Genomic DNA, 20426 nt, shown 5'->3' with positions numbered 1-20426 from the left:
CCGTGGCCCTGATCGGTCCGATCCTCGACGACCGCACCTTCGCCCAGCTCCGCGACGAGCTGATCAGACGCATCCCGGTCTACAACCCCGAGTGGACCGACCACAACGCCACCGACCCCGGCGTGGCACTGCTGGAACTGTTCGCCTACCTCGGCGAGTCCCTGCTCTTCCGCTTCAACCAGATCCCCGACACGACCAAGGCCGCCTTCCTGCGGCTGCTCGGCGTCCGCCCGCGGCCCGCCGCGCTCGCCCACGCCCTCCTGGTGCTGGACACCGAGCGGCCCGAGGGCGTCCAGGTCCTGCGCGGGACGGAGGCCCGCGCCGGGGCGGTGCCGTTCGAGACCGAGGGCGAGGTGGTCGCCTGGCCGCTGGAGACCCTCGCCGTCGGCAAGACCGCCGCCCCGCACGCCGAGGCCGACAGCGCCGAGGCCCGCCGCCGGGAGGACGCCGTCGCCGCCCTCCCGGCCGGCCCGCGCAGCCTCGTCGAGGCCGGCACCGCACCCGGCTTCTACGTCACCACCGCCGTCCCCGCCGACCCGCTGGCCGCCGACCAGCCGCCCCTCGACGTCTCCGGCACCCTCGACGGGTGCCTGTGGATCGCGCTGCTCGGCAAACCCGCCACCGACCCGGCCCGCCTGCGCAACCGCGCCGTCTTCCTCGGCGTCGTCCAGGACGGCGAACTCCCCAGGCCCTTCGACCTCGAGTCGCGCGACCCCGACCGCTCCCGGCTGCGCGCCGCCGACCTCACCACCGACCCGCCCGCCTTCCTCTGGGAGCTGTGGAACGGGCCCGACCGGGCCGGAAACGCCGCGACGGCCTTCACCGGCCTCGCCGTCCTCGCCGACACCACCCGGGGCCTCACCGCCACCGGGGTCGTCACCCTGCAGCTGCCCGACGCCTTCCCCACCCACGCCAAGGCGCCCACCACCACCGGCGACCTGCACAGCCCGCCCCCGCTGGACGACGAGAAGGCCGCCGCCCGCGTCATCGGCTGGCTTCGGGTCCGCCGCCCCGCGACCGAGAACGACGCCATCCACCGGATCCGCTGGGTCGGTGCCAACGCCGTCGGCGTCGTCCAGGCCCGCACGGCCGCCCCGGAACTGGTGGGCACCGGCACCGCCGACGCCGACCAGGCGTACCGGCTGACCAACCGTCCCGTCATCGGCGGCACCGTCCGGCTGGAGGTCGAGGAGCCGGACGGCTGGCAGCCCTGGACGGAGGTCGAGACCTTCGCCGACAGCGGCCCGCTCGACCGGCACTACACCCTCGACCCGGCCGCCGGCCTCGTCCGGTTCGGCACCCGCAGCCGGGTGCCGCAGATCGGCGAGCGGATCAGGGCGCTCTCCTACCGCTACGGCGGCGGCGCGGCCGGCAACGTCCCGGCCGGGGCGATCGGCAGCCTCAGCGGCGTCGCCGGGGTGAAGGTCAGGAACGTGCTGCCCGCCGCCGGCGGCGCCGACCAGGCCTCGCTCGCCGACGCCCTGGACGCCCTCCCCGCCGAGCTCCACCGGCGCGACCGGGCCGTCACCGCCGACGACTTCCGCGCCCTGGCGCTCGAAGTCCCCGGCGTGCGGCGGGCCGAGACGCTGCCGCTGTTCCACCCCGACACCCTGAGCCGCACCGCCGCCGGGGTGGTCAGCGTCGTGGTGTTCCCCACCGAGGACCTGCGCGACCCGGGCGCGCCGCTGCCCGACCTCGCGCTGCTGCGCCGGGTCGCCGCCCACCTCGACCCGCGCCGGCTGCTGACCACCGAGCTCTACGTCGTCCCGCCGACGTACCTGGACGTCGCCGTCTCGGTCGGCGCCCACGTCCGGGACGGCTACCAGGTGGACGCCGTCCGCCGCTGGGTCGAGCTGATCCTCCGCCAGTACCTGGCGCCGGTGCCCCCGTACGGGCCGGACGGCACCGGGTGGCCGCTCGGCCGGGCCGTCCGGCGCGCCGAACTGGAGGCCGTGGCCGTGCAGGTGGACGGCGTCGAGTACCTCGACGGCGAACTCGGGCTGGCCACCCGCCCCGGCCCGGCCGCGCCCTGGACGGCCGCCCCGCTCGTCCCGCTCAAGGCCTGGCAGGTGCCCCGGCTGGTCGGGATCACCGTCGTCACCGGACCGCCATTGCCGCCCGGCACCGGCTACGGGACCACCCCGCAGCCCGGCGGCGACCCGGTCCTCGTCCCGCTGCCCCCGGAGGTGTGCTGATGGACGGCGACCGGTCGGTCACCATCCTCACCGACCCCGACCAGTGGGCCCGCTGCGCCCACGACGGCACGGCGCTGACCGACGGGGGCGGGGTGAGCCTCGCCTGGACCGCGGACCCCGGGCCGGGGCCGTCACAGGATCCGTCGCCGGACGCCTCGCCGGGGGGAGACACCGCGGCCGGGCTGGCCTTCGACCGCTGGGGGCGCGCCTATCGCTCGTACCCCGCGCTCGGGCGGGTCGACGTCCTCGACCCGAAGGTGCCCACCGCCCCCGCCGACCACCACCCCGGTGGCCTGCGCAGCCCCCGCGGCCTCGCCGTCGACGGCGCGCAGCGCCTCTACATCGCCGAGTCCTGCGGCGCCGCCGTGCACGTCGTCGACCTCTGGGCCGAACGGCTGCTGCGCCGGGTGCCCGTGCGCACCGCCGCCCACCGCGCCCGCCGGCCTCTGGACGCGGCCGCGTACCGCGACGGCGCCGTCGTCCTGCTGGCCGACCCGCCCGGCCTGGTGCTGCTGCGCGGGCGGCGCGGCCCCGGACGGGGCCCGGCGCTCGGCGGACCGCTGCTCGCCGCGGGCCTGCGCCCCACCCGGGTCGCCGCCCTGGCCGACCGGCTGTACCTGCTCTGGACGGCGCCGCACGGCGGCCGGGCCGTGGTCGCCCGCCCCGACGGCGGCCACCGGCTCGAGGTCGGCCCGGCGAGCGACCTCGCCCTGTCCGCCGACGGCCTGCTCACCGTCGCCGGGCACCCCGGCGAGCCGTTCCGCCGCTACCGGCCGGACGGCGACGGCTGGACGGAGGTCGAGCCCGTCCGGGCCCCCGGCTACGACGGCGGCGCCGTCGAGACCACCCCCGACGGGCGGACGGCCTACACCTCCGACCGGGGCCTCGCCCGGACGGCCGGTCCGGCGGCGCGCCACACCCCGGCCGGGCGGGTCGTCAGCTACCGGCTGGACGCCGGCGCCCACCGCACCCGCTGGGGCCGGATCTTCCTCGACGCCTGCATCCCGGCGGGCACCGACGTCCGGGTGGGCTTCCTCAGCAGTGACGAGGACACCGTCCCCGACCCGCTGCCCTGGACGCCGCCCGTGCAGGGGCGGCGCGCGGTGCGCCACGGTGAGCTCACCCCGCCGCTGCCCTCGCAGCTCCGGCTGGACCGGCTCGACCGCCTCGGCGGCCTGTTCCGGCGCCCCACCGGCCGGGAGTGGCCGTGGGCGCAGATCGCCCCCGACGACGCGTTCGAGACCTACGAGGCACCGGTCGACGCACCGCCCGGCCGCTACCTCTGGGTCGTGCTCGACCTCAGCGGGACGGCCCGGCTCACCCCGCGGATCCGCTCGCTGCGGGTGGAACGCCCCGGCCACCGGCTGCTGGCCCAGCTGCCCCGCTCCTTCAGCCGGGACGAGGCCGACGCCGACTTCCTGCACCGCTACCTCGCCCCCGCCGAGGGGCTGCTGCACGAGCTGGACGGGCGGGCGGCGCTGCGGACCGTCCTGCTCGACCCGACCGCCACCCCGCAGGAGGCCCTCGGCTGGCTGGCCGGCCTGCTCGGGCTCGCCCTCGACCGGCGCTGGCCGGTCGCCGCCCGGCGCGCCCTCGTCGCCCAGGCCCACGAGCTGTTCCGGATCCGCGGCACCCTGACCTGCCTGGAGCGGATCCTGCGGCTCTACCTGTCCGTGCCGGTCGCCGTCGTCGAGAACTGGCGGATGCGCGGCCTCGGCGGCGCCGTCCTCGGCAGCGGGCCGGGCGGGCCCCCGGCTCCCGCGGTCGGCGGGGCCACCGCCACGGCCACCCTCGGCCGGTTCGCCGTCGGCGGCCTCCGGCCCGGTGAGGACGGCTACACGGCGACGGCCCACCGGTTCACCGTCCTGATCGCCGCGCCCCTGCAGGGCGAGCCGCTCGACGTCGTCCGCGGCATCGTCGAGGCGCACAAGCCCGCCCACACCCTGGCGGAGATCTGCCCGCTCGGCACCGGCATGCGGGTCGGCCGCGGCCTCTACCTCGACCTCACCTCGGTGGTGGGCCCCGGCGCGGCCTGGGGTCCGGCCGTGGTCGGCCGGGTCCGGATCGGCGAGGACGGCGTGGTCGGCGTCCCCTCGGCGGCCGCGCGGGTCGGCGAGTCGGCGTCGGTGGGGGCGGTGAGGGTGGGATGAGCGCTCCGACGGTGGTGATCGGACGGTTCTCCGCGACGCTGCACGACACGGCGCCCCGGCCCGACGGCGGCCCGCACCCCGGCGCCACGGCCGGCGGGTCCACGGCCGACGGGCTGCGGGAGCCACTGCGGTGCGTCCTCGACGGTGGCCTCGAACGCGCCCTGACGGGGGTGCGGCTGCCGCCGGGCCACTGGTGCGTGCGGCGGCTGCGGCTGACCGTCCCGCTCGACCTCGGCCGGCCCGGGCCGGCCGCCGGGCAGGACTGGTCCACGGCACTGGCCGCCGCGATCGAACGGACGGTCCGCGAGGGCCGCGGCGAGGTCGTCCACTACCGGGACGACGTCGAGCTGCTCGCCGACCTGCTGGCCGGGGTGGCCGCCGGCCGGACGGAGCGGCTCTGGGCCTGGCGGCAGGCGGGCGCCGTACGGCCCACCGACCCGGCGCCCACCGCCGAGCCCCTCGCCGCCGTGCTGGCGGCGCTCGGCCGCGCCCCGCGGCACGCGGCGGCCGCGCTGCTCCGCGCGGCCGGAGCCTGCGGGCTGCCGGCCCTGGACCGGCTCCTCGGCGCGCCGGGCTGGCAGGCCGTGGCCGGGCTGGCGGCGGTGGCGTCCTGGTGCGCCCCCGCCGACGGACCGTCCGGTGACGGCACCGGAAGCGACGCGGGCGCCGGCACCCCGCCGACCGCACCGGCCCGCGACCTCGCCCGCACCCTGCTGGCCGGCTCGGCGCTGGCCGCCCTCGCCCGGTCGGCCCGGCTGCGGCCCGGACCGGCGACGCTGGCCGCCTGGGCCGTGCTGGTGGCCGCCGAGGCCGACCCCGGCTCGCTGCACCGCCGCCCGCACCCCGGGCTGCCGCACACGCTGGCGGCGGAGCTGCGGACGCTGCTCGGGCCGGCCGCGCCCTCCTCGCACGGGCCGGCGGCCACCCCCGTCCCACCCCCGGACACGGATCCCGCGAAAGGTGTCGGGCCGTCGCCCTCCACCACCAGGGCCACCGTGGCCCGGCCGGACCACTCGCCGGCCCCGGCCGCGGCACCGCCCGCTCCGGCGGCCGCCCCGGCCGGGGCACCCGGAGACGGCGGGCCGGCCCCGGACCGCGGCAGTGGCGCACCCACCGCCTGGGCCGGGCTGCTCTTCCTGCTCGCGAGTGCCGCCGACGCCGGGCTCCCGCAACGGGCCCTGGACGACGGCGCGCTGACCGCCCGGCCGCTGCGCTGGATCCTGCACCGCCTCGGGTCCGACCTGCTGCCCGAGGCGGACCCGGCCGACCCGGCCCTGCTCGCCCTGGCCGGCCTCGGCCCCGCGCGGGCCGCGGCCCTGCTCGCCGCCCCGCCGCCCACGCCGGCCGAACGGGCCCGCCTGCGGACCCTTGCCACCGGGTGGGCCGCGGCCACCGCCGCCCGCCTCGATCCGGCGGCCGGTCCGTCCGCCGATGCACCGGCCGGTCCGTCCGCCGGTCCGCCGGCTCGTCCGTCCGCCGATCCGTCCACCGCTCATGACGCCGCCCCGGCGGACGGCCGCGCCGCCGTCCGCGCGATCGCCCGCCGCGGCGGCGAGGTGGCGGCCGAACCCGGCTGGATCGAGGTCCGGCTCGCCGCGGCCGACATCGACCTGACGGTCCGCCGGGCCGGGCTGGACCTGGATCCGGGGTGGGTGCCCTGGCTCGGCGCGGTGGTGAGGTACGTCTATGCCTGAGCCGTCCGGAGCACCGCTCGGCACGCCCGCGGACGCCCATCCGGCGCCCGAGGCGGTCAGCCGCGAACTCACCGCCCGGGCGGCCGGCCCGGCCCGGCGGCTCGCCGGGCTGCTCGACGACACCTGTGGCACGGACTCCGGCGACTCCTCCGCCCGCTTCCTGCGGGAGTGGGCGGACGCCGCCGCAGCGGGCGGCCCGGCGGAGCACACCGGCCCGTCGCCGGTCCGCCGTCTCGTGGAACGGCTGGGCCTCACCGCGGCGGAGCTCGATCTGCTGCTGCTCGCCGGGCTCCCGGAGGAGCACGAGGGCCTGGCCAGGACCTTCCGGGCGATGCACCCGCGCGGCGACTCCCACCCGAGCGTCGGCCTCGCCGCCCTGCTGCTCGACCGCGCCCACGACGACGACCACGCGCGGGACGACGATCCGGGCCGCGCCCCCGCCGTCGACCACGACCCCGACCGCGCCCCCGCCGTCGACCGCGCCGCGCTGCGCCGCCTCCTCCACGAGGGCGCGGCCGTCCGCACCGGCGCCCTCGTGGTCCACGGCGAGGGCACCTTCCACGACCGCAGCCTGCGGCTGGCCGACGGGCTCTGGGCGGCCCTGCACGGCTGCGCCGCCCTGCCGGGGGAGCTGGCCGAGGTCGAGGTCGGCCCGCCCGTCGCCGGACTCGACGGCTGGCTGGCGCGACCGGAGGCCGAGCGGGCGGTCGCCGCACTGCGCGCCACGGCCCCGCGGACCGTCGTCGTCACCGCGCCCGACGAGACGATCGCGCTGAGCCGCTGCGCCGCCCTGGCCCGCGCCGCCGGGCTGCGACCGGTGGCCGGGCGGGTGCGCCCCGAGGACCCGGTGGGGCCGGGCCTGCTCGGCCTGCACGCGGCCGCCCGCGGCGGGGTGCCCGTCCTGGTGGTGGCGCGGCCGGAGGAGGGAGCCGGTCCGGCCCGGCTGGACCTGCGCCGGGTGGTCGGCCCGGTCCTGGTCTGCGCCGGGCCCGGCGCGGTGCGGCCGGGCCCGGAACGGCCGGTGCTCACCGTGCCGGTCGGGCCGATCGGCACCGAGGACCGCCGGGCGGCCTGGCGGGCGGCGCTGCCCGGCGAGGCCGGGCGGGCCCCGCAGCTGGCGGCCCGTCACCCGCTGGACCCGGCGCTGACCGCCCAGGTGGCCCTGGACGTGCGGAGCTGGGCGGAGCTCGCGCCGGGCGGCGCCGCGCCGGACGTCTCGGCCGCGGTCCGGGCCAGGGCGGGCGCCGCCCTCCCGCCCGGAGTGGAGCTGCTCAGCCCCCGGGCGTCCTGGGGCCGGCTGGTCGTGGCGGCCGAGTCGGACCGTCAACTGCGGGACGCCGTCTCCCGGTTGGCGCACCAGTCGGTGGTGCTGGACGACTGGGGGCTGCGCGAGGCGGCCCGCGCGGACCGCGGCGTGCGGCTGCTCTTCACCGGGGCGCCCGGCACCGGCAAGTCGCTGGCGGCCGAGGTGCTGGCCACCGCCGCCGGGACGGACCTGCTGGTGGTGGACGTCTCGCAGGTGGTCTCCAAGTGGATCGGGGAGACGGAGAAGAACCTGGCCGCCGCGTTCGACGCCGCGGAACGGCTGCAGGCGGTGCTCCTCCTCGACGAGGCGGACGCCCTGTTCGGGGCGCGGACCGAGATCTCCGGCGCCAACGACCGCTTCGCCAACCTGGAGACGGCCTACCTGCTCCAGCGGCTGGACCGCTTCGACGGCCTGGCCGTGCTGGCCACCAACCTGCGGCAGAACATCGACGCCGCGTTCATCCGCCGGATGGACTTCGTCGTCGCCTTCGACCTCCCGGGGGAGGCGGAGCGGCACCGGCTCTGGCGGCTGCACCTGCCGGCCCCGGTGCGGGAGGACGGCATCGACCTGGCCGCGCTCGCGCACCGCTACCCCGTCCCCGGCGGCTGGATCCGCAACGCCGCGATCGCCGCGGCCTTCCGGGCGGCCGAGGCCGGGGGCAGGGTCGGCCGGGGCCACCTGGTCGACGCGATGCGGCGGGAGTACGCCAAGGCGAACCGGCCGTTCCCGGCGGATCCGGCCGCCCCATCCGGCGGGGCCGCGGACGAGCGGGCGCTGCGCGCGCTCGGCGCGGCCGCCGTCCGGCCCACCAGGGAGGAGAGGACATGACGGCGTTCGGCAGCGGCGGCGCACCCTGCGGTTGCGGTGGTACGGCCGGTGGCGGCCCGGGCCAGCCGGGCGGTGCCGGGCCCCCGGGGCCCTGCGGCCCGTGCGGCTCGGGCGGCTCGACGGGCGGTTCGGCGGCGGGGCCGCCCGACGGCCCGGGCCGGGCGGACGAGCTGCCGGTGACGCCGTTCAGCGCCCTGCGGGTGGCCTTCGGCATGCTGCTCGGCGAGGACGACTTCCGGGTGCTGATGGGCAATCCGCGCGGCAAGCAGATGCTGCACTCGGCCTGGCTGCACGGGCCGGGCGTCGTCTGGGGGTACGGCGTGCGCCTCGACGCCGACGGCGACCGGCTGCGCACCGCTCCCGGCCTCGCCGTGGACGGCTGGGGCCGCGAACTCGCCCTGGAGGCCGAGGCCTGCGCGTCGCTGACCGCCTGGGCCGCCCGCTGGGCCGAGGACCACCCGGCCCCCGGTGCTGCCCCGGGCCCGGGCCCGGCGGACGCGGCGCAGCCGCCCTGCCCCGGCGAGGGCCGGCCGGTCACGGCCTGGCTGGTGGCCGAGTTCGGGAGCTGCGCCGGCCGCCCCGTACCGGCCCTGGCCGACCCGTGCGACATCACCCGCCGGCACGACGACTACTCCCGGATCACCGAGACCGTCCGGGTGGTGGTCCGCGGCGACGAACCGCCCCGCCCCCGCCCGTACCACCGGCTGCGGGTGCTGCTCGGCCTGGACGAGGTGGCCGGCCCGGAGGACACGGCCGGCCGGCAGGCGGCCGAGGCCGCCGACCGGGTGCGGGCCGCCCCGCCCGCGCAGCGGGCCGAACGGCTGCTGGCGGAGTTCCGGCGGCTGGCCGCCTGCGACGCGGGCCAGGAGGCGCCCGGGCGCGAGGAGGGCGACGCCTGCCCGCAGCTCTTCCCGGTGACGGAGGACCACGCGCCGGTCGTCCTGGCGAAGCTGGACTTCGACGTGCTGACCGGCCCCGGCGGCGTCCGGGTCGCGGACGTGGTGGTGGACCAGCTGGTCCGGTCCGTGCTGCTGCCCACCGGCGCGATCCAGGACCTGCTCTGCGGCCTGGCCCCCGGACTGCTCGGGGAGGCCGTGCCCGAGGACGCCGACGGGCCCCGGCTGGATCCGGGCTCGCTGCGGTGGTCCCGCGGCAACACCTGCCTCAGCCTCTGCTTCGACCGGCCGGTGGACCGCCGCTCGCTGGAGCAGGCCGTCACGATCACCTCGCTCTCCGAGCACGGCGCGGGCTGGGCGCGCAGCCCGGTGGCGGGGGTGCGGCTGACCGACGGCGGCACCCGGGCCGTCCTCGACCTCGAACACCCGCCGGCGCACCGGCTGGCGCGGGTGCTGATCCGGGGCACCGGACCGGAGCCGTGCTACGGGACGGACCCGTGGGTGCCGTTCGCCGGCCTGCGGGACGGGCCGGCGGCGGGGCGGCACGACGGCCGCGACGCCGTGGTCACCGGGTACCTGCAGAACCACACCGCCGACGCCGGGAGGTCCGAGTCATGACCATCGCCGAGAGCGGCGCGGCCGCGGGGCCGGGCGGCACCGACGGGCCCGGGGCTGCAACCGCGACCCCCACCGCACCGGCCGGCACGCCCGACGAGCGCTCCGCCGGCACCCCGGACACCGCGGGCGGCGACATCGACCGGCTGCGCGCCTTCGACGGGCTGTTCCTGCGGGCCGAGCACCTGAACCGGATCCAGGACTACGCCCGGGAGTTCGGCTCCGCGGTCGGCCGCTCGGGCGGCCCCGGGGTGGTCGAGGGCTTCCAGGTGGCCGTCGCCCAGGGCGAGTTGAAGGTCGGCGGGGGACTGGCGATCGACGCGGCCGGGCGCCCGCTGCGCTCCCGGCACGAGGTGTCGCTGCCGCTGAAGGACCTGCGGCCCGGCAACGACGCCTTCTGGTGGGTGGAGGTGACGCGCGCCGACTGGGACTACGGCGAGACGGCCGTCCAGGGGTTGCTCTGCGAGGACCCGTGCGCGGGCCCCACCACCAACCGGCAGTACACCGCCGAGGGGGTGCGGATCGGCCTGACGGCGGCCCGGATGACCGGGCTGGAGGAGCAGTTGAGCCCGAACCGCCGCAACTGGCTGGCCTCCCGGCTGTTCGAGGCGGAGCAGCGGGACGACTCGCCCTGGACGTCGGACCCGGCCGTCCTGCCGACCGCCTGGGAGCCGCCGGCCGACTACTCGCGCCCGCCCGTCCGGGTCGCGCTGGTGATCCCGGTCGGCCCGGACACCGCGCAGTGGGTGGTGGACGTCTGGGCGGCCCGCCGCGAGGTGGGCGCGCCACCGCCGGAGCGCTGGTGGCAGGGCCGGCTGGGCATGCGGCCGTGGAACGCGTACGCGGCGCAGATCCTCCAGTTCCAGGCGCAGTCGGCGCAGTGGCGCGACACCCGCACGGACGCGGCGGCCGAACGCGCGACCGACCAGATGCTCAAGGAGGTGGAGGCCGAGATCGGCCAGCTCGTCGACCGGGCCGGGCGCGCCCGGTCGGGGATCGCCCTGGAGATGCGCCGGTCCCTGGAGCGGGCCAGGTCACGCATCCGCGACCAGCTGGCGGACGACCGGGCCGCCGTGGGGCTGCCGCTGCCCCCGCTCACCGAACGCGGCTTCGGCGAGCTGCCGCCGGCCGGCTACCTGGCCGTCCGTAGCGACCCGGACCTGCTGCAGCGCGAGGTGCGACGGCTGCTCGGCGACCGGCTGGGCCTGTCCTTCTGCTACGCCACCCGGGCCGACATCGCCGAGGCCGTGCAGCAGGCGCAGCACCGCGACCGGATCCCGCTCGACTCCGGGGCGGAGGTGGACGTGCTGGTCCCGGTGGGCGGCGCGGTGCAGGACGGTGCCTGGACGGGAGGGTGGGTGGCGTTCGTGCGCAGCCGCCGGCGCTACTGCCCGTCGCAGGGGTCGGACCGGGAGGGTCCGGGGCCGACCGCAGCCGGGCAGCACGGGGAGCCGGTCGCCGCCCCGGACGGCCCGCCGCCCGCCGGGAGGGACGAGGAGACCGGACCGGCTCCGGACGGCCCGCCGCCCGCCGGGCCGGGCGACGACCGGTGAGACCGGTGGACGAGGCGGAGCTCCCGTCCGCCGCCGTGTGCGTGCTGCGGGTGGAGCCGCAGGCGCCGGGCCGGCTGCTGATCACCGTCACGGCGAGTACCGACCTCCGCTCCTCCTCGGCCGAGTCCCGCTGCCGGACGACGGATGCGGAAACGGTTCTGGCCCTGGTGGCGGCCTTCCTGCGGGGCTGTCGCGTCGGAAGGGGACAGAGCTGACCAGGTGTACGGAGAGAAAGGACGGGTAGGCACGATCTGGTTGCGCACCGTGACGGTCCAGTGACGAGGTGCGCATAGCCTCTTGGCCGGGCTTTCACGGGGAGGACCGCCATGCACGCGCCGTTTCTGGAATCGCCGATCCTGATCCCTGCGCAGGGGAGCGCGCCGACGCTGCACCTGTTCGGCCATCCGCGGGTGGTGCACGCGGGCCGCCGGCTGGAGGTGCCGGAGGGCAGCAAACGGCTGCTGGCCTTCGTCGCGCTCAACGGCGGGTGGGTGGAGCGCCGCCACGCCGCGGGCACCCTCTGGCCGGAGGGCGGCGACCTGCGCGCGGCCGGCAACCTGCGCTCGGCGCTGTGGCGGCTCAAGGCGGCCGGCATCGACGTGCTCGACTCCGACAAGTGCTCGCTCTCGGTGCGCGAGCACACCGTCGTCGACCTGTACGTCCTGTGCGACTGGGCCGGGCGTCTGATCGCCGGCACCGCGACCACCGCCGACCTGTGCACCTTCCGGTGGCGCGCCGACGCGCTGGACCTGCTGCCCGGCTGGTACGACGACTGGGTGCTGATCGAGCGCGAGCGGATCAGGCAGCGGCTGCTGCACGGACTGGAGGCGCTCAGCCGCCACCTGGTGCGGGCGGGCCGCTGCGCCGAGGCGGTCGAGTCGGCGATGGTCGCGGTCGGCGTCGAACCGCTGCGGGAGAGCGCCCAACGGGTCCTGATCGAGGCCCACCTGGCGGAGGGGAACCTCGTCGAGGCGCTGCGCAGCTACGACGCCTACCGCGGGCTGACCAGCCGGGAGCTCGGCGTGGAGCCCGGCCGGGAGCTCGCCCGGCTGCTGCACGCGCACGGCGACCCGGGCCGCCGCCCGGCCCCGCGCACGCCCGACCGGCTCCCGGCCGGCGGCTGAGCGGGCCCGGCCCGCCGCCACCGGCCGGGACGGCCCGGGCGGATCGGGCGGCCTCAGAGGCGGTCGGCGTCCACGACGGCCCGCACGAAGTCGGCCGGTGCCTCCTGCGGCAGGTTGTGGCCGACGTCGGGGAGCGTGCGGTGGAGGTAGGGGCCGGTGAAGAACTGGCGGTAGGAGGAGCCGTCGCCGGGCGCGGTGAACGGGTCGCGCCCGGGGTCGAGGGTGACGGTCGGCACACCGATCCGGGGCCGCGCGGCGAGTCGCTCCTCCAGGCGGTCGTAGCGGCGCTCGCCCTCGGCGAGGCTCAGCCGCCAGCGGTAGTTGTGGACGACGATCGCCGGGTAGTCCGGGTTGTCGAAGGCGGCGGCGGTGCGCTCGAAGACGGCGTCGTCGAACTGCCAGGTCGGGGAGACGGTGTCCCAGACGAAGCGGCACAGCTCGTGCCGCTTGGTGCGGTCCACCATGGCGCGGCGGCCGCGCTCGGTGGCGAAGTAGAACTGGTACCACCAGGTGTGCTCGGCGGCGGCCGTCAGCGGCTCCTGCTGCATCGCGCGGTCGGTGATGATGTACCCGCTGACCGCGACCAGCGCCTTGACCCGCTCGGGCCACAGCGCCGCGATGATGGCGGCGGTGCGCGAGCCCCAGTCGAACCCGGCCAGGACGGCCCGTTCGATGCCCAGGGCGTCCATCAGGGCGAGGACGTCGACCGCGATCGCCGCCTGCTGGCCGTTGCGCGGCGTCCGGTCGGAGAGGAACCGGGTGCTCCCGTGCCCGCGCAGGTACGGGACGATGACCCGGTAGCCGCGCGCGGCGAGCTGCGGCGCGACGTCGACGTAGCTGTGGATGTCGTACGGCCAGCCGTGCAGGAGGAGGACCACCGGTCCGTCGGCCGGCCCGTCCTCGGCGTAGCCGACGTCCAGCACCCCGGCGCGGACCTGCCGCAGGGCGGCGAAGGACGTGGTGCCACCGGCTGGGCCGCCTCGGGCGTCAGCGGCCGCGCGGGTGTCCGCGGCGGCCGGTCGGCCGGCCAGCGACAGGGCGGTGGCGCCCGCCCCCAGTCCGACGGCCCGGTTGAAGGTGCGCCTGTCGATCATCTCTGTTCCTCCGTCGTACGGTCGGGCCGCCCGGTGCGCGGCGCCGAGCTGGGTTCGCCGCGGCCTGCCGGGGCGACGGCGTCGGCACCACCGACTGTCGACCACGGCGCCGGGCGGCCGCATCCGTCAGTTGACGCTGTCCGATGACCCAATTCCCGCCGCCGCGCCGCGCGCTGGGGCCGCGAACCAGTTCAACCCGGCGCCCCGGTTAGAATGGACCGGCCAGTCCAGTCCTCCGGGGGAGTGCAACGATGCCGGGTCCGCAGACCGCCAGACTGACCGCCAAGGGGGAGGCCACCCGCCGTCGCATCGTCGAGGGCGCCGCCGAGGTCCTGCGCGAGCAGGGGGTGGCCGTCACCACCCTGGACGACGTCCGGAGCCGGACCGGGACGAGCAAGAGCCAGCTCTTCCACTACTTCCCCGACGGCAAGGAGGCGCTGCTGCTCGCCGTCGCCCGCTACGAGGCGGACCGGGTGATCGACGACCAGATGCCCCACCTGGCCCGCCTGGACTCCTGGGAGGCCTGGCACCGGTGGCGGGACGCCGTGGTGGAACGCTACGAGGCGCAGGGCGACCACTGCCCGATGAGCGCCCTGTTCCTGCACATCGGCCGTCAGCACCCGGGCACCCGGGCCGTCGTCGTCGAGCTGCTGAGGCGGTGGCAGGAGGACCTGGGCGCCGGCATCAGGGCGCTGCAGGCGAACGGGCTGCTGCCGCCCTCCCTGGACGTCGACCAGGCGGCCGCCGCGATGCTCGCCGCCGTCCAGGGCGGGGTGTCGATCATGCTGTCGACCGGCAGCTCCCTGCACCTCCGGGCGGCGCTGGACTGGGGGATCCTGCAGCTGCGCGCCGCGGGCGGGGCCGCTGTGGCGTAAGCCCCGTCACGGCAGGAGGAGCAGCTTGCCCGTCGTGCGGCGCGACTCCAGGTCGGCGTGCGCCCGGGCCGCGTCGGCCAGCGGGTAGCGGCCGCCGATGCGCGGGGTGAGCAGCCCGTCGGCCACCAGGCGGAACACCTCGTCGGTGCGGCGGAGCAGGGCCTGGCGGTCGGGGATGTGGTCGAGGACGTTCGGGTACGTCAGCAGGATGCTGTTCGGGAGGTCCATCGGGGTGAGCGACGGGATGCCCATGAAGGGCCCGTAGTAGGCGTGCACCCCGTGCGGGCGCAACGACAGCTGGGAGGACCGGAAGGTCGGGGCGCCGCCGCCGTCGTAGACCACGTCGGCGCCCGTGCCGCCGGTGAGTTCGCGCACCGCCGCCTCGAAGCCCCCGCCGCTGGAGACCAGCACGTGGTCCGCGCCGGCCTCCCGTGCGGCGGCGGCCTTCTCCTCCCGCGAGACCAGCCCGATCACCGAGCCCCCTCGCGCCTTGATCATCTGGGTGAGCAGCTGGCCGACGCCGCCGGCCGCCGCGTGGACGACGGCGACGTCGCCCGGCGCGACCGGGTGGGACTCGGTGGTGAAGTGGTTGGCCGTCAGGCCCTGCAGCAGTACGGCTGCCGCCGTCTCGTCGGCGATCCCGTCCGGGATCCGGACCAGCGACTCGGCGGGCACGGCGAGCAGTTCGGCGTAGCTGCCCCGGTGGTAGGGCCAGGCGACCCGGTCGCCGACCGCCAGACCGTGCACGCCTTCGCCGAGCGCGGCGACCCGGCCGGCTCCCTCCGCGCCCAGCGCGGTGGGCAGCGGCCAGCTCGACAGGGGCGTGGTCCGGACGCCGACGTCCATGAAGTTCACCCCGGCCGCCGTCAGCCGGACCAGGACCTCGCCCGGGCCCGGGACGGGGTCGGGCAGCTCGGTCCACCGCATGACCTCGGGGCCGCCGTGGGTGGTGATCAGTACCGCGTGCATGGGGAGCCTGCTCTCTCGTCATCGGTCGCCCGGTCCGCACCGGGCCTCGACGGAGAAGGTAGGAGCCGAAAAATGGACCCTCAAGTCCAGAATCCGGGCCCTGCGCTCGGACCTGCGCTCCGTCAGGGGTGCGGCAGCGTGAGCACTCAGCCGGACCGCGGTCTGAGCAGGCCGTCGACGAGGACGTCCACCAGGCCGCGGGGGATGGACGCGCCGGTGAGGGCGCGGTAGGTGACCGGGCCGAGCAGGGCGTCGAGGATCGCGTCGGGGGCCAGGGCGGGGGTGATCTCGCCGGCCTCGACGGCGCGGGTGAGCAGCTCGCGCTCCTGACGGCGGCGCGGGCCGAGGTGGCGCTCGTGCAGGAGTGCGGCGGTGGCCGGGTCGTGCTGTGCCTCGGCGAGGAGTGCGAGCAGGACCTTCCCGGCCGGGTCGCGGGTGAGGAACCGCGCGTAGCCGCGCAGGTAGCGCCGGACGGCCTCCGCGGTGGGCTTGCCGGCCGGGACGGGCAGCTGCTTCCCGATGTCCTCGACGAGGGTGTCGAGCAGGATCTCGACCTTGGACGGCCACCAGCGGTAGATCGTCTGCTTGGAGACGCCGGCGCGCCGGGCGATCGCCTCGACGGTGAGGGCGCCGAAGCCGTGCTCGACGAGCAGGTCGTCGGCGGCGTGCAGGACGGCGAGGCGGGCGGCCTCGTCGCGGCGGCTGCCGGAGTGCGCCCGGGGGGCCGGGGGCTGGGAGCTGCGCGGCCCCGGGGGCCGGGAGGGGGTGGCGGGCATGCGGAACACGGTACCGGCTTCGGGAATCATGACCTAGTGTGGACGCGACGTCTCGTCTGGACGTGGCGTTGCGACAAATCCGAAGTCCCTTGCACTGAAGGAGAAGACGTGTCACTCACCACCTCGTCACCCACCCCCCGCCGGCGGGCCCTGGTCATCGGTGCCTCGCGCGGCCTGGGGCTCGTCCTGGCGGAGGAGCTCGCCCGCCGCGGCTGGGAGGTGGTCGCCACGGCGCGCCGGAACGCGGACGCGCTCCTCGCTCTGGCCGAGGCCTCTGACGGGCGGCTGACGGTCGAGTCGCTGGAGATGACCAGCCCGGAGGAGCTGGCCGCCCTGCGCGAGCGGCTGGGCGGCCGCGCACTCGACCTGCTCTTCGTCAACGCCGCGATCGACCGCGGCGACCTGCCGATCACCGAGGTCGGCACCGAGATGTTCACCGAGGTGATGATCACCAACGCACTGAGCCCGCTGCGCGCCGTGGAGGCCCTGCGCGACCTCGTCCCGCCCGGCGGGACGGTCGCCGTGATGTCCTCCGACCAGGGCAGCGTCTCGCGCAACACCGAGGAGGGCTACGAGCTCTACAAGGCCAGCAAGGCCGCGCTCAACCAGCTGATGCGCAGCCACGCCACCCGCTGCGCCGACGACGGACGGACCAAGCTGCTCATCGACCCGGGCCACAACCGGACCGAACTCGGCGGGCCTGACGCGCTGCTCGCCCCCGAGGAGAGCATCCCGGCCGTGGTCGACGTGCTGGAGGCCCAAGCGGGCGCGCCGGGCCTGCAGTTCCTCGACCTCCACGGGGAGACCGTCCCCTGGTAGCCGTGGGGGTCCTGGTAGCCGTGGGGGCCGGGCTGGTCCGTTCGGGTCGATTCCGCTGCCCGTTCGGGCCGCGCCGGAGGGGAGTTGACGGCCGGGGGATCGAAACGGCACCCGGGGGCGGCGCGGCTCGGTAGTGTGCCAGGGGTGGAACGAGGGCAGCCCGTCGTCACCGGCATCGCGATCGCGTTCATCGGATACACCAGCACCTTCGCGGCGGTCCTCACGGGCCTGCGCGCCGTGGGGGCGAGTCCGGCCCAGGCGGCCTCGGGGCTGGTGGCGCTCTGCGCCGCGCTCGGGGTGGCCAGCCTCTGGCTGAGCAGACGCTGCCGCATGCCGATCACCGCCGCCTGGTCCACGCCGGGTGCCGCCGTGCTGGCGAGCGCCGGGCACGTGGCCGGCGGGTGGCCGGCGGCGGTGGGTGGGTTCCTGGTCGCGGGCGCCCTGGTGGCCGTCACCGGCCTCTGGCCGCGGCTCGGCGCCAAGGTGGCGGCGATCCCGGCGTCGATCGCCCAGGCGATGCTCGCCGGCGTCCTGCTCGAACTCTGCCTCGTCCCGGTCAAGGCGCTCGGCTCGCACCCCTGGGAGGTCGCCCCGATCCTGCTGACCTGGCTGGTCGCGGTGGTGACCGCGCCGCGGTGGGCCGTCCCGGCGGCCTTCGGCGCCACGGTGCTGGTCGTCGGGGTCCTGGCCGTCCGCGGCCAGGGTCTGCACGGGCCCTGGCTCCCGCAGCTGGCCCTGACCGGGCCCCGGCTGAGCTGGGCCGCGGTGGCCGGCATCGCCCTGCCGCTCTACGTGGTGACGATGGCCGCGCAGAACGTGCCGGGCATCGCGATCATGAGCTCCTTCGGGTACCGCGTCCCGTGGCGCCCGGCGATGGTGGTCACCGGTCTGGGCAGCATGCTGGCCGCGCCGTTCGGCGGGCACGCCGTCAACCTCGCGGCGATCAGCGCCGCGCTGCCCGCCTCGCCGGAGGCGCACCCGGACCCGGCCCGCCGGTGGCTCTCCTCCCAGGCCTTCGGCATCACCTACCTGGGCATCGCCGCGGGGACCACGGCGCTCATCAGCTTCCTCGCCGTCGCCCCGGCGGAGGTGGTCGGCACGGTGGCCGGGCTCGCCCTGCTGGGGACGCTCGGCCACGCGCTGTCGGCCGCGCTCGGCGGGGGAGGGGAGTCGGCCACGGGCGTCCCGGTGGCGGAGCGGACGGCGGCGACGGTCACCTTCGTGGTCGCCGCCTCGGGCACCACGCTGGCGGGCGTCAGCTCGGCCTTCTGGGCGCTGCTCGCAGGCCTGGTGGTGCGGGTGGCCTTCTCGGCGCAGACCCGGCGCTCCGACCCGGGCCCGGCCGCCGCCACGGCCCCGGAGGCCGGGCCGGGCCGGGCGGCGCGCGAGCCGGTCGCCGAGGAGGAGTCGGCCTGAGCGCCGCCGGGGATGGCCCGGCCCGAGCGCGGCGCGGCCCGGTCACCGACCCGGGCCGCGCCGGCCGTCAGGACCGGGCGCGGACGCCCGGCGGAAGGTTCGGCGCCTCCTGCGACAGCGTCACCCAGACCTCGCCGTCGACGACCTCGGCGGCGTGGACCCGGACGGGGGCCTTCGCGGGCGGAGCGTCCACCGCCCCGGTGCGCAGGTCGAACCGGGACATGTGCAGCGGGCACTCCACGACGCAGTCGTCGACCCACCCGTCCGACAGCGCCGCGGTCTGGTGGGTGCAGGAGTCGTCGACGACGTGCACCGCGCCGTCCCGGCCGAGGAAGACCGCGATCGGCGGCGACACCGAGGCGACCCGGTAGCCCTTGTCCTCGGACAGGTCCGACACCGCGCAGACCCTGATCGGATCGATCGGCCCGTTGGTCATGCTCGTCCTCCCCGCTCAGAGTTCGATCGTGTGGTTCTGGTACCGGATCTTGTCCCGGAGCGTCTTCTCCACCAGGGGGTTGTCCGGGACGACGGTCAGCGCCTCCGTGCCGGCGACGGTGATGCCGCAGGCCCGCAGCCCGCCGGCCTTCTCCGGGTTGTTGGACATCAGCGTCACCGAGCCGACGCCGAAGAACTTCAGGATCTCGGCCGCCCCGTCGAAGGACCGGGCGTCCCGCGGGAAGCCGAGCCGCGCGTACGCCTCGGTCTGGGCGACCCCCTCGGCCTTGAGCGAGGCGGTGAGCAGTTCGGCCATCCGGCCGTTGCCCTTGCCGTCCTGGTCCAGCCACACGATGATCCCGGCGCCGGCGCGCCGGACCTTCTCCTGCGCCATCGCCATCTGCTCCCGGCAGTCGCACTCGACGCCGTTGAAGACGTGGGCGGACGTGCAGTGCGAGTGCACCCGGCAGAGCACGCCCTGCCCACCCGCGATGTCGCCCATGACGATGGCGATCGACTCGTTGCGGCCGTCGTAGAAGAGGTACTCGGTGAAGTCGCCGTACCGGGTGTGTATCGGGCCCTGGGCCAGAAGGACTACCACGTCGATCCAATCCGTTGGGAGAGGGAGGATTCTCTGATCCACCGACCGGCTCGGCTCAGGCCGGGCCGCGCAGGTCGGCGCGGTGCGAACGCGCCAGGATCGGCGCGCGGGGCCCGGCCGCGGCGGTGAACCCCGCCGTCACCAGGGAGTACTGCTCGGCCACCCGCCGCCAGGCCTCCGGTGCGCTTCCGCCGAGCCGGTGGTCCGTGGAGTCCAGCCGCAGGCGGGTCACCGGCCGCAGGCCGAGCGCCGTGGAGGTGGTGAAGACGTGCAGCTGCTCGCCGCGGGCCAGGGCGGCGGACAACTCCGAGACGTGGACGTGGCGTTCGACCACCTGCTCGCCCATGCCGGCCAGCAGGTCGAGCACCGTCCGGCGGGTGACTCCGGGCAGGATCGAGCCCAGGGGCGGGGTGACCAGCCGGCCGTCCAGCTGGAGGAACACGTTCGTCGTGGTGCACTCCTGGAGGTGGCCGTCGCCGTCCAGCCAGAGCACCGTGTCACAGCCCGCGGCCACCGCCCGGCGCATCGCCAGTGCCGAACTCGTGTAGTTCCCGGCGGTCTTGACGCTCGCGAAGGCCGGGAGCGTGCGTGGCGCGCCGCCCTCGACGAGGACGGCCAGGCCCTCGGCGGCCGGGTCGAAGCGCTTCACCAGGACGGCGAACACCGACGTCCGGCTCCGCAGGGGCATGAGGTCGCCGCCTGCGGCGAACACCACCGGTCTCAGGTAGAGCCGGGGCTCCCCGCCGTCCCAGTTGGCGCGCACCGCCCGCTCGACGGCCGCGATGAACACCTCGTAGGACGGACAGGGCAGTGCGAGCGCCGCGCAGGAGGCCCGCAGCCGCTCGTGGTGGTCGCGCGAGCGGAAGACCAGGAACTCCGGGGCGGCGACGAACGCGCGCATCCCCTCGAAGACCGAGAAGCCGAACTGGATGCCGTCCGCGCTGAACTCGGCCAGCCCGCCCACGTCGTTGGCGGTCAGCACCGGCGGCCCGTACCCGGCGCCGCCGCCCAGGGCGTCCCCGCCACCCTGCTCCTCGCACCGCGACACCGCCACCGAGGGCAGCCAGCCCTCCCCGGCGC

General features: G+C 77.0%; 16 protein-coding genes. 10 read left to right on the top strand and 6 right to left on the bottom strand.

The annotated features are described in order from the left end of the window. The first annotated feature begins 2 nt into the window (after positions 1–2). The 7 genes from ACFYUY_RS07465 (at position 3) to ACFYUY_RS07435 (ending at position 12361) form a co-directional block, all read left to right on the top strand. Positions 3–2195: a putative baseplate assembly protein gene (locus ACFYUY_RS07465; protein ID WP_387898875.1), complete on the top strand. Its 2193-nt coding sequence runs from the start codon at positions 3–5 to the stop codon at positions 2193–2195. Then, the gene (locus ACFYUY_RS07460) at positions 2195–4345 is read left to right on the top strand and encodes a phage tail protein (RefSeq protein WP_387898872.1); all 2151 of its coding nucleotides are present in this window, start codon (positions 2195–2197) and stop codon (positions 4343–4345) included. The genes ACFYUY_RS07465 and ACFYUY_RS07460 overlap by 1 nt, the downstream gene beginning before the upstream one ends. Continuing rightward, the gene (locus ACFYUY_RS07455; RefSeq protein ID WP_387898869.1) at positions 4342–6039 is read left to right on the top strand and encodes a hypothetical protein; all 1698 of its coding nucleotides are present in this window, start codon (positions 4342–4344) and stop codon (positions 6037–6039) included. Before ACFYUY_RS07460 ends, ACFYUY_RS07455 begins: the two co-directional genes overlap by 4 nt. Then, positions 6032–8173, top strand: a complete 2142-nt coding sequence (locus ACFYUY_RS07450) for an ATP-binding protein (protein ID WP_387898867.1) — start codon at positions 6032–6034, stop codon at positions 8171–8173. Before ACFYUY_RS07455 ends, ACFYUY_RS07450 begins: the two co-directional genes overlap by 8 nt. A 176-nt stretch (positions 8174–8349) precedes the next feature. Further along, the gene (locus tag ACFYUY_RS07445) at positions 8350–9687 is read left to right on the top strand and encodes a hypothetical protein (RefSeq protein ID WP_387898864.1); all 1338 of its coding nucleotides are present in this window, start codon (positions 8350–8352) and stop codon (positions 9685–9687) included. Further along, a complete protein-coding gene (locus tag ACFYUY_RS07440) occupies positions 9684–11237 on the top strand; it encodes a hypothetical protein (RefSeq protein ID WP_387898862.1) in 1554 nt (517 codons plus the stop codon). Before ACFYUY_RS07445 ends, ACFYUY_RS07440 begins: the two co-directional genes overlap by 4 nt. Positions 11238–11563: 326 nt before the next feature. Then, the gene (locus tag ACFYUY_RS07435; RefSeq protein WP_387898860.1) at positions 11564–12361 is read left to right on the top strand and encodes a BTAD domain-containing putative transcriptional regulator; all 798 of its coding nucleotides are present in this window, start codon (positions 11564–11566) and stop codon (positions 12359–12361) included. Between the two features lie 53 nt (positions 12362–12414). Here the strand turns inward: ACFYUY_RS07435 and ACFYUY_RS07430 are convergent, their stop codons facing one another. Next, entirely contained in the window at positions 12415–13455 is a 1041-nt protein-coding gene (locus ACFYUY_RS07430) for an alpha/beta fold hydrolase (protein ID WP_387898858.1), read from the bottom strand. Between the two features lie 251 nt (positions 13456–13706). Between ACFYUY_RS07430 and ACFYUY_RS07425 the strand changes: the two genes are divergently transcribed. Next, a complete protein-coding gene (locus tag ACFYUY_RS07425) occupies positions 13707–14330 on the top strand; it encodes a TetR/AcrR family transcriptional regulator (RefSeq protein WP_360216089.1) in 624 nt (207 codons plus the stop codon). Positions 14331–14336: 6 nt separating this feature from the next. On the opposite strand, the gene ACFYUY_RS07420 is transcribed toward ACFYUY_RS07425, so the two are convergent. Both ACFYUY_RS07420 and ACFYUY_RS07415 read right to left on the bottom strand, forming a co-directional pair. Further along, the gene (locus tag ACFYUY_RS07420) at positions 14337–15299 is read right to left on the bottom strand and encodes a quinone oxidoreductase family protein (RefSeq protein WP_387898855.1); all 963 of its coding nucleotides are present in this window, start codon (positions 15297–15299) and stop codon (positions 14337–14339) included. A gap of 146 nt (positions 15300–15445) precedes the next feature. Then, on the bottom strand, positions 15446–16075 hold the full coding sequence (locus ACFYUY_RS07415; RefSeq protein WP_387898852.1) for a TetR/AcrR family transcriptional regulator: 630 nt from the start codon (positions 16073–16075) through the stop codon (positions 15446–15448). A 108-nt stretch (positions 16076–16183) separates the two neighbouring features. Between ACFYUY_RS07415 and ACFYUY_RS07410 the strand changes: the two genes are divergently transcribed. After that, a complete protein-coding gene (locus ACFYUY_RS07410; protein WP_387898849.1) occupies positions 16184–16894 on the top strand; it encodes an SDR family NAD(P)-dependent oxidoreductase in 711 nt (236 codons plus the stop codon). 144 nt (positions 16895–17038) lie between these two features. Next, entirely contained in the window at positions 17039–18310 is a 1272-nt protein-coding gene (locus ACFYUY_RS07405; protein WP_387898846.1) for a benzoate/H(+) symporter BenE family transporter, read from the top strand. Between the two features lie 67 nt (positions 18311–18377). Here ACFYUY_RS07405 and ACFYUY_RS07400 read toward each other — a convergent pair whose 3' ends face one another. From ACFYUY_RS07400 to ACFYUY_RS07390, 3 genes are read right to left on the bottom strand one after another with little or no spacing between them, the layout of a single operon-like run. Continuing rightward, entirely contained in the window at positions 18378–18746 is a 369-nt protein-coding gene (locus tag ACFYUY_RS07400; protein WP_360216074.1) for a non-heme iron oxygenase ferredoxin subunit, read from the bottom strand. A 15-nt stretch (positions 18747–18761) separates the two neighbouring features. Then, complete coding sequence (locus ACFYUY_RS07395; RefSeq protein ID WP_387898843.1) at positions 18762–19346, bottom strand: GTP cyclohydrolase II; 585 nt, start codon at positions 19344–19346, stop codon at positions 18762–18764. Positions 19347–19401: 55 nt separating this feature from the next. Further along, on the bottom strand, positions 19402–20400 hold the full coding sequence (locus tag ACFYUY_RS07390; RefSeq protein WP_387898840.1) for an aminotransferase class IV: 999 nt from the start codon (positions 20398–20400) through the stop codon (positions 19402–19404). Between the last annotated feature and the right edge of the window lie 26 nt (positions 20401–20426).

Source organism: Kitasatospora sp. NPDC004745 (genome assembly GCF_042873275.1).
Taxonomy (GTDB): Bacteria; Actinomycetota; Actinomycetes; order Streptomycetales; family Streptomycetaceae; genus Kitasatospora.
Note: the sequence above shows the minus strand (reverse complement) of the source record. Positions and strands in the feature narration are given on the sequence as shown.